Consider the following 9,556-nt stretch of genomic DNA (forward strand, 5'->3'; position numbering starts at 1 on the left):
AAGTAAGTTAATAGAATGAAAAATAATATACTTAAATCAAAAAGTAATAACGGCAAAAAGAATCAATGGTTCAATATAAAAACGGTTTTGTTGGCAGGAGTATTGGCACTAACATCTTGTGAGTCTAATCTTGATAAGATCAATGAAAATCCTAACGATCAGGCCAGTATTGACCCTAAATATCTTTTGACTTTTGTTTCAAAATATACTTTTCAGGTAGATGGAGACAATATGTATGCTTCAAGAATGATGATTGGTACAGATGGTGAAAACTCCTATCAGTATATGAAATGGAATAGCGCCTCTTTTGAAGTCTATACTAAAGCTCTTCTGAACACAGGAAAAATGATGCAGGAAGCAGAGAAAACCAATAACAAGAACTATCAGGCTATCGGTAAATTCTTCAGAGCTTATCATTTTTTCAACATCAGCTTAAAAGTGGGAAGCGCTCCTTATTCTGAAGCAGCAAAAGGTGAAGCTGGAATTACACAGCCAAAATACGACACTCAGGAAGCTATCATGTCCGGAATTTTATCAGAATTGAAAGAAGCTAATGATCTTATCAATACCAATGATAAAATAGAAGGTGATATTGTCTACAACGGTGATGCTTTAAAATGGAAAAAACTGATCAACTCATTCCGTTTGAAGATTCTGATCACGATGTCTAAGAAAACAAAAGTAGGAAATTACAACATCGCGAACGAGTTTGCCTCTATTGTAGGAAGCCAGTCTCTTATGACTTCAGTTGCTGATAATGGCGAACTTAAGTTTGCAGACGCTGCCGACAGCCGATACACGATGTTCAACAACAGTGGATACGGTTCCAGCTTATATATGGCAGATTATTTCATCAATATGTTTAAAGACAGACATGATCCGCGTCTCTTTACTTTTGCTGCACAAACTACAGGAGCAAAAGAAGCAGGAAAAGCGCTTACTGATTTCACCGCATATAACGGAGGAAATCCTACCTCTCCTTATTCCGACAACGCAGCGTTGATTACGGCAAAAAATATCTCCAAGGTAAACGATCGTTTTTATAAAGATGCTACCAATGAACCGGCATCTGTACTAAGCTATTCCGAACTGGAATTTATTCTGGCTGAAGCTACCGCCAGAGGATGGATCTCAGGATCGGCAAAAACACACTATGACAATGCTATTAAAGCCAGCTTCAACTTTTACCAGACGTATGTAAAAAATCCTGGACAGTATTTCGCAGGTTTTGATGTCAATCAGTATCTGGCGACTCCTTTAGTGGTTTATAATAATTCAGATCCTTTACAGACACAGCTGGAAAAGATCATGACGCAAAAGTACATGACTATGTTCCACCAGTCTCAATGGACTTCGTATTATGATTATTTGAGAACAGGCTATCCTAATTATCCATTAAAGGCAGGAGTAGCAGCACCGTTCAGATTCAGATATCCACAGTCTGAATACAATTATAACAGTGGGAATCTAAATGCTGCATTGGCTAACCAGTATGGAGGAAATGATAATATTAACTCTAAACCTTGGTGGTTGCAGTAGAAATCTGATTAATTTTATATAAAACAAAGAAACCGCAGGAAAATCCTATTAACTTGCGGTTTCTTTCTTATTACGATTGAACATGAACAGAAGAGAATTTTTAGAAAAATCCAGCATTTTACTAGCGGGGTTAGGAACTTCAAGCGTTCTCCATCCTTCTATTTTAAAAGCTTTGGCCATTGACCCGACTGCCCAGTCTACTTTTTATGATGCAGAACACGTTGTGATCCTGATGCAGGAAAACCGTTCATTTGATCATGCCTTTGGAACTCTTAAAGGAGTTCGTGGATATCTGGATAAAAGGGCCTTTGTAAAACAGGATGGCCATTCCGTTTTTTTTCAAAAGGAAAATACGGGAAAATATGCTTCACCAGCCCGCCTGGATCTTAGAAATACGAAAGCTACCTGGATGAGCTCACTTCCTCATTCCTGGGACAATCAGCAACATGCTTTGAACAAAGGAAAGTATGATCAGTGGCTGCAGGCAAAAGCTTCAGGAAATAAAGATTATAAAAATATTCCACTTACATTAGGCTATTACAACAGAGAAGATCTCCCTTTTTACTATCAGCTGGCTGATGCGTTTACTATATTTGACCAGTATTTCTGCTCTTCTCTTACAGGAACTACTCCCAACAGATTATTTCATTGGTCCGGAACATTAAGAGAACAACAAAACGGAAGAGTAAAAGCCAACGTTTTCAATGAAAACATTGATTATGATAAAGCCAAGCAGGCCAAATGGAAAAGTTTCCCGGAAATCCTGGAACAACAAAATGTTTCCTGGCGAATCTATCAGAACGAGATCAGTCTTCCTAAAGGAATGTCCGGAGAACAGGAAGCATGGTTAAGCAATTTTACGGACAATCCAATTGAATGGTTTTCAAAGTATAATGTAAAATTTTCAAAAGGATATTATCAGAATATTCCCAATATCATCGCTTATCTGAAACAGGAAATTGAAAAAAATCCTAAAGAAAAAGCCCGCCTGGAGAATCTGATTACCGAATTGAATGAAGATCTGATAAAATACCATCCTGATAATTATTCAAAATTGTCTCAGGAAGAAAAAAATCTTCACGAAAAAGCCTTCACTACCAATGCAAACGATCCGGAATTCTGGAATCTGGAAATCGGAAAAGATGAAAATGGAGAAAGACTGGTTGTTCCTAAAGGAGATGTTCTTTTCCAGTTCCGTAAAGATGTTGAGGAGAAAAAATTGCCATTAGTATCCTGGCTGGTTGCTCCTGAACATTTCTCAGACCACCCGGGATCACCGTGGTATGGAGCATGGTATATTTCTGAGGTTTTAAATATATTGACTAAAGATCCTGAAACCTGGAAAAAAACGATCTTCATCATCAATTACGATGAAAATGACGGTTATTTTGATCATGTTCTTCCTTTTGCTCCACCCATGAATCCTAGCCAACCGGTTGATATGAATGGTAAAGAAGGGGCGGAATATGTAAACAAATCTCAGACGTATATGTCTGACCCAACCCTTAAAGACTATGAAAAAGTAGAAGGAACAGTAGGTCTTGGATATAGAGTTCCGATGATTATTGCATCTCCATGGACGAAAGGTGGCTTTGTTAACTCGGAAGTTTCGGACCATACTTCAGTATTGCAGTTTCTGGAGAAATTCATCATGAAAAAATTCAGTAAAGACGTTCATATAGATAATATCAGTGACTGGAGAAGAGCTGTATGTGGAGATTTGACATCGGCTTTCAATACATCCAATGTAAAAGTTCCGCACATGGACTATATTAATCAGAAAGATTATGCGAAAACCATCAATTCTGCTAAAAATAAACCGGTTCCGAATCTGAAATGGTATTCCGAAAGTGAGCTTCATGACAATTTGCTCGAAATTCAGGAACGAGGGTTGAAACCATCCAATCCGCTCCCTTATGATTTCCATGTGAATCTGGAAAAAGGAAAAATCCGAATGACCAATCTTAAAGAAAACGGTGTTCCTTTGCTGGTTTATGACAGAACGCAGTTCAATAGCAATAATTATCATTTTTCCTATGCTTTATATGCTAAACAGGAGCTGTCACATGACGTACACACCGAAGCATATGACTATGAAGTCTTTGGACCTAATGGGTTTTTCAGAAAGTTTAAAGGAAATACGACTCCTGAGCTAGATGTTAGAATAATGAATAATTCCGGTAAGAGCCAGATTGAAATAATATTCAATCATCATAACAAAGGAAATAGTACTCTCCAGATTGAAGATCTGTACGGAAAAACTCAAAAAAGGATAACATTACAGAAGCCGGAAGAAAAAATAGTTCTTGATCTGAGAAAGAATAAAGGCTGGTATGATCTCAAAATTATTCATGAAGATCATCTGTGGCATTTTGCAGGAAGGATTGAAAACGGAAAAGTTTCTATTTCAGATCCCCACTGGGCATAAAAAGTCTCTAAATATCGATAAAAACCTGTACCTAGCTGTGCAGGTTTTTTAATTGCCAATAGTGAATTATTATTTAAAAATATTCATTACAACAGATAAATAATCAACAATATAAAAAATATAATATATTTTTTTCACATTAAGCTGAATTTTGTTATATTCACTTAACTAATTATCAGCATCATGAAAAAACTAAAATTAACAATTGCAATGTCAATATTTGCAGTTGCCTTATCTGGAAATGTAAGCGCACAGGATACTAATACAGACAACCATACGATCACGGTTTCTATTCCTGAAGTTGCTCTGGTAGACATTGAACCAGCTGCTACCAAAAATATCACTTTAGGATTTACAGCTCCTACAGAAGCGGGAAATCCTATTATTCCGGCTGCAGCGAATACAACGTTATGGCTTAACTATTCTTCCATTAAATCTGTTGCCGATCCTACCCGTAATGTAACGGTAAAAGTAAATGCCATCATTCCGGGAGTAGACATTCACGTCACTGCGGCTGCAGCAACAGGAGCAGGAGCAGGAACTTTGGGTACTTCTGCAGGTCTACTAACATTAAGCGCTGCTGACCAAACCATTATTTCCGGTATTGGAAGTGCCTATACAGGTAACGGAGCCAATAATGGGCATAATCTTACCTATGCACTTGTAGCAGGAAGCGGCCCCGGAGGAGTAGCGGCATATGCAGACTTACAGGCTACAGCCACTACAGTAGCCACCGTCACATACACAATATCAGACAATTAGAATTTAAAACAAAAATTCAATTCTATATTTCAAAAACAAGGAGAAATTGCGTTTCAGTTTCTTCCTGTTTTTGTATTATCTATAATTTAATGACAAACTTTACATGATGATAAAGCGTATTCTTCTTTTGATCACCCTGATTTTGCAGTTCAGCTTTTTACATGCCGGCATTGTGATTCTCAATGGACTTACGCATTCCTACAAAATAGAAAACGGAAAAGTTTACAAAGGGAAAGTTGCGATCGAAAACACCGGAAACAATCCTCAAAGCGTAAAATTATATTTACAGGATTTTAGCTATAATGCGGATGGAACCACTCAATATGCAACGTTACAAACCAATAAAAGAACAAATGGAGAATGGATTAAGTTCAATACCAATTTGATAACGTTAAAAGGTAAAGAAAAAACAGAAGTATTCTATGAAATCACAGTTCCCAATCAAATTACAGACCCCGGTAGCTACTGGAGCGTCATTATTGTTGAGCCTGTAGAAGATATAAAACCAAGCGATAATAAGCCGGGAGTAAGCATTACGTCTATAGTACGATATGCCATCCAGGTTATTACCGATTACGAAGGAGACAAAGCAAAACCAGATCTTAAGTTTGAAAGTGTAAAAGTAGAAAAAGAAGAAGGTAAACAAACTGCAAAAATAGCAATAGCCAATAACGGAAATCTTTACTGCAAGCCAACGGCAACTATTGAAATCTATAATCGAAAAACAGGAGTAAAAGTGGGTACTTTTTCCAGTATAACCATGGGATTGCTTCCTTCTACTTCTAAAACATTTTATATTGATATCAGTAAAGTACCACCAGACAAGTATAAAGCGACCATAATGGCCACAGACGAAGAGGAAAATGCATTTGCACTCAATGTGGAATTAGAAGTAAAAAATGATTAGAACTTGGACATTATTTACAATCCTACTATTATCCCCGGTATTTATTTTTTCTCAGAAACAGTCAGACCGATTGATCAGTAAAAAAGATAGCCTAACACCGGGAATGTCTACGTCTATTCCTTTTACATTAGAAAATAGCTCTGGCGAGAGCAAAATCTACGATATAACCGTTACCACTTCTAGCCCTACTATTTCTCCTATTTTAACGCAGGGAGAATTTCAAATTGCGCCAAACGAAACTTCAGTATATCTCGTTCCTTTAAGAGTTGCTGCTGAGACGGCACAGGGAAATTACTCGGTCACTTTACATATCAAAGACAGAAACAGCGCAATAAGTTTTACAAAAACAGCGCAAGTCATTGTTTCCGGAAACAGAAAACTCTTACTTACCGCATTAGATACTCCTGAATTTGTAAGAGCCGGTGAAACGATACGTTCAACTTTTCTATTGAAAAACAATGGAAATGTCACAGAAAATCTGACTTTGGGAAGTAAAAATGCGGTACTGGACGATGATCCGTTTATTATCCTCGGTCCCAATGAATCTAAAGTAATTACCATCCATAAAGTAACCAATCCGGAGATCAGGCAAAATGAATATCAAAATCTAAATCTTTCGGTATATGCAAAAGACAATCCGAAAGAAAATCAGGATCTGTACGTAAGCACTCAGGTAATAGCAGTAAAACCTGTTGAAAACGACATTTATCACAGGCTCCCGGTTGCAGTATCGTTATCATTTATCGGAATGCAGAATATGGGAGTTTATAATGATGGTTTTCAGGGTGAGATATATGGTAAGGGAACATTGGATAAGGATAATAAGAATCAGGTCGAATTTCATGCGGTTTCTCATAACCCTGTTGAATTTAACTCATTCACACAATACGAAGAATACTTCATCAACTATAAACGGGAGAACCTATTTGTTCATCTTGGAGATAAAACATATTCATCTTCTTTTTTAACGGAATTTGCAAGATATGGTCGCGGAGCTGAGGTCCGGTATAATTTTAACAGAATCAGCGTGGGCGGGTTTTACAATCGTCCAAGATTTTTCAGAGATATTAAGGATGAATTTAATATTTATACTGCATTAAGAATCCGAAAAGAGTCTGAATTATCAGTAGGATATCTCTATAAAGATCCTAGAAAAAATGAAATGAACTTTGGTGACGTAAGACTGGACTCGCACGCGCATCTTCCTTATGCTAAAGGAAAGTTCAAAATTTCAAAAAATATTAATCTTTCTGGAGAATTTGCATACAGTACAACCCAAAAAACGGATGGAACAGCTTATTTACTTCAGGCGGAGGCTATCTTTGAAAAATTCAACGGAAGCTTAATGTACATGAAGGCAAGCCCTAATTTTGCGGGGTATTTCACCAATACCAATACCTTCAATGGAAACATCTATTATAACATTACCAAAAAGCTAAGTGTTTTTGCCAATTATATGCAGGATGCCAGAAATTTCCAGCGGGATACTTTATTGCTGGCTGCTCCTTACAGAAAAAACATTCAGTATGGAGTGCAATATAAGTATCTGTCGAACGGTTTTATCATCCTCAATAATGGTTATCAAACGTATAAAGATCGCCTTGAACCTAGACAATTTAATTATTATGAACGTTTTTTCAAGGTTACAATCAACCAACAGCTGGGAATGTTTCAGGTAAATGTAGACGGGCAATTTGGTAAAACGGACAATTATCTTACTGGATTTAATGGAAATTCAAGTTTTTACTCCGCTAATGTTTCTTTTCAAAAATTCAGAACTTCTTTCAATATATTTGGAAGCTACGCCATCACATCAAGGTATCAATTACAAAACCAGAAAATATTGTATTATGGCGCAAGAATTTTCAGCAGGTTTTCTGATAAAACCAATTTAAGCCTTTACTATCAGAATAATTATATGCCTGAGGAATATTTCCGAGATAGAAATCTGGTTGAAGTCCTGTTCCATCAGCAATTATTTCCGGGAAATGACCTTGATCTTTCGGGAAGATATTCCTTACAAAGAGGTGAAATAGGGAATAAAGATTTTATATTTTCCATGCGTTATACCTGGCGTCCGAATATTCCGGTACAAAAGGTTGCAGAGTATGTGACGTTGTCCGGGAATATTCAAAATCTGGGAATAAAGAAAACGGAAGGAGTCCGTTTGATGCTGGGAAGTTACTTATCCATTACCGATAAAGACGGAAATTTTTTATTTAAGAATGTTATTCCAGGCAATTATTTTCTGGAGATCGATCGTTCAACTACGGAGATCAATAATATTCCAACATTAGCACTACCTGCTTCTGTTTCTTTAACTAATAAAGAGAATATTTTCAATTTCGGATTAACAACTGCAGCGAACCTGAAAGGTCACATTCAGTTCACAGAAAAACAGGACAAGGACCAATCAAACCTCACAGATCTATTGTATAAAAAAGATAAAAAGAAAAAAGAAAGTATTATTGTAGAAGCGGTAAGTAATGATCAAACCTACCGTAAAATATGTGTTGTAGGAGAAGATTTTGATTTTACCTATTTAAGACCTGGTGACTGGACGGTGAAAGTCTATAGAAATGGTCTCGATAAACGTTATAAAATTTCAACCGATAAGTTCCAGTTTACTTTAAAACCTGCAGAAACAAAAAAGCTAAACATTGATGTTGTAAAACAACAAGTAGAAATAAAATACCAACAGGAATCCTTAACAGTAGGATATAATGAAACAAAAAAGAAGAAATGATCTTGATTCGCTCCATATTATTAACTGCGGCCATGATTTTATGTGGTTTGGCATATTCTCAGACAGCATCACTTCCTGTTACAATGACTCTACCTGTGGTTACCTTAATGGATATTGAACCGTCAGGAAGCATCAGCTTAAATTTTATTGCGCCTACTGAAGCAGGAAATTCACTTACGATACCCATCTCCAATACATCAAAATGGATCAATTATACTTCTGCAATCGCTACCGGCGGACTTAGCAGAAGAATTACGGCAGCTACTAATAATACGAGCATACCCGGGGTAAGTATCAGACTACAGGCAGGAGCAGCTACAGGAGCTGGAGGAGGAACTTTGGGAACATCGTCAGGATTGGTTACTCTCAGTCCTACGCCGGTTACTATTATTAGCGGTATAGGAGGGGCTTTTACCGGTAATGGAACCAGTAATGGCCATCAGCTTACGATTTCATTAGTTATAAGCAACTACGCTCTTTTAACAGCGCAAACCAATAATTCTATTTCCATAGTGTACACCATCACAGAATAAAGTTGAACAATGAACAGCATCATAAAAAAATATATATTCATTATCCCTTTACTAATAAACATTTATTTAGGGGCTCAAACCATTAATGCCAGTGGTAGTGGTTGGGCAGTGAGTGTGCCTGCGATAACGGAAGCAGGAAATAATTATACAGGAACCTACGCCAGTGCAACCAATGCAACGGTATTGTCCGGTTCTTTACCAGGTTCTTTCCTAAACTTACTTTCCAGTTCCGGTGCTAAGATTACGATGCATTATACTCCTACTACCTGGAACAGTAATTTACATTTATACGCAAAGAGAAGTGGAGGAACCGCTACCATCAATGGAGTCTGTGTCCTTTGTACTGCAACTATAAATGGTGGAAATACGGCTTATATTGAAATTCCTCAGGGAACATCCAATACTCTTTCAACAATAACTTTCTCCGGAGTTTTAGGACTTGGAAACAGTGTAACCTACTCTGCCATTAATGTCCAATTCCAAATAAGTGGGGTTTCGGTAACAATTCCTGCTGCTTCCTATAGTGCACAGGTTGTTTTTACAGTAGCTGCCAATTAAGAATACATAAGCCGCTTCTTTTTGGAGCGGTTTTTTTTGGATTTACCTGAGATATTTGAAAGAGGTCTTATACAAGAATAATG

The 9,556-nt window shown here is 37.1% G+C and carries 7 protein-coding genes; all 7 read left to right on the top strand.

Annotated elements, in window-relative coordinates; all coding sequences use genetic code 11:
• The first annotated feature begins 15 nt into the window (after positions 1-15).
• Complete coding sequence (locus ACL9RH_RS22790; RefSeq protein WP_422695622.1) at positions 16-1,539, top strand: SusD/RagB family nutrient-binding outer membrane lipoprotein; 1,524 nt, start codon at positions 16-18, stop codon at positions 1,537-1,539.
• Positions 1,540-1,621: 82 nt separating this feature from the next.
• Positions 1,622-3,967: a phosphocholine-specific phospholipase C gene (locus ACL9RH_RS22795; protein WP_422695623.1), complete on the top strand. Its 2,346-nt coding sequence runs from the start codon at positions 1,622-1,624 to the stop codon at positions 3,965-3,967.
• Between the two features lie 183 nt (positions 3,968-4,150).
• Positions 4,151-4,729 (top strand): hypothetical protein, encoded by a 579-nt coding sequence (locus tag ACL9RH_RS22800; protein ID WP_422695624.1) that lies wholly within the window; start codon positions 4,151-4,153, stop codon positions 4,727-4,729.
• A gap of 106 nt (positions 4,730-4,835) precedes the next feature.
• On the top strand, positions 4,836-5,636 hold the full coding sequence (locus ACL9RH_RS22805; protein ID WP_422695625.1) for a hypothetical protein: 801 nt from the start codon (positions 4,836-4,838) through the stop codon (positions 5,634-5,636).
• Positions 5,629-8,382 (top strand): hypothetical protein, encoded by a 2,754-nt coding sequence (locus ACL9RH_RS22810; RefSeq protein WP_422695626.1) that lies wholly within the window; start codon positions 5,629-5,631, stop codon positions 8,380-8,382. Before ACL9RH_RS22805 ends, ACL9RH_RS22810 begins: the two co-directional genes overlap by 8 nt.
• On the top strand, positions 8,379-8,915 hold the full coding sequence (locus tag ACL9RH_RS22815; RefSeq protein WP_422695627.1) for a hypothetical protein: 537 nt from the start codon (positions 8,379-8,381) through the stop codon (positions 8,913-8,915). Before ACL9RH_RS22810 ends, ACL9RH_RS22815 begins: the two co-directional genes overlap by 4 nt.
• 9 nt (positions 8,916-8,924) lie before the next feature.
• A complete protein-coding gene (locus ACL9RH_RS22820) occupies positions 8,925-9,473 on the top strand; it encodes a hypothetical protein (RefSeq protein ID WP_422695628.1) in 549 nt (182 codons plus the stop codon).
• Positions 9,474-9,556 lie beyond the last annotated feature (83 nt).

It is taken from the genome of Chryseobacterium sp. Mn2064 (genome assembly GCF_049319685.1).
Classification (GTDB): Bacteria; Bacteroidota; Bacteroidia; order Flavobacteriales; family Weeksellaceae; genus Chryseobacterium.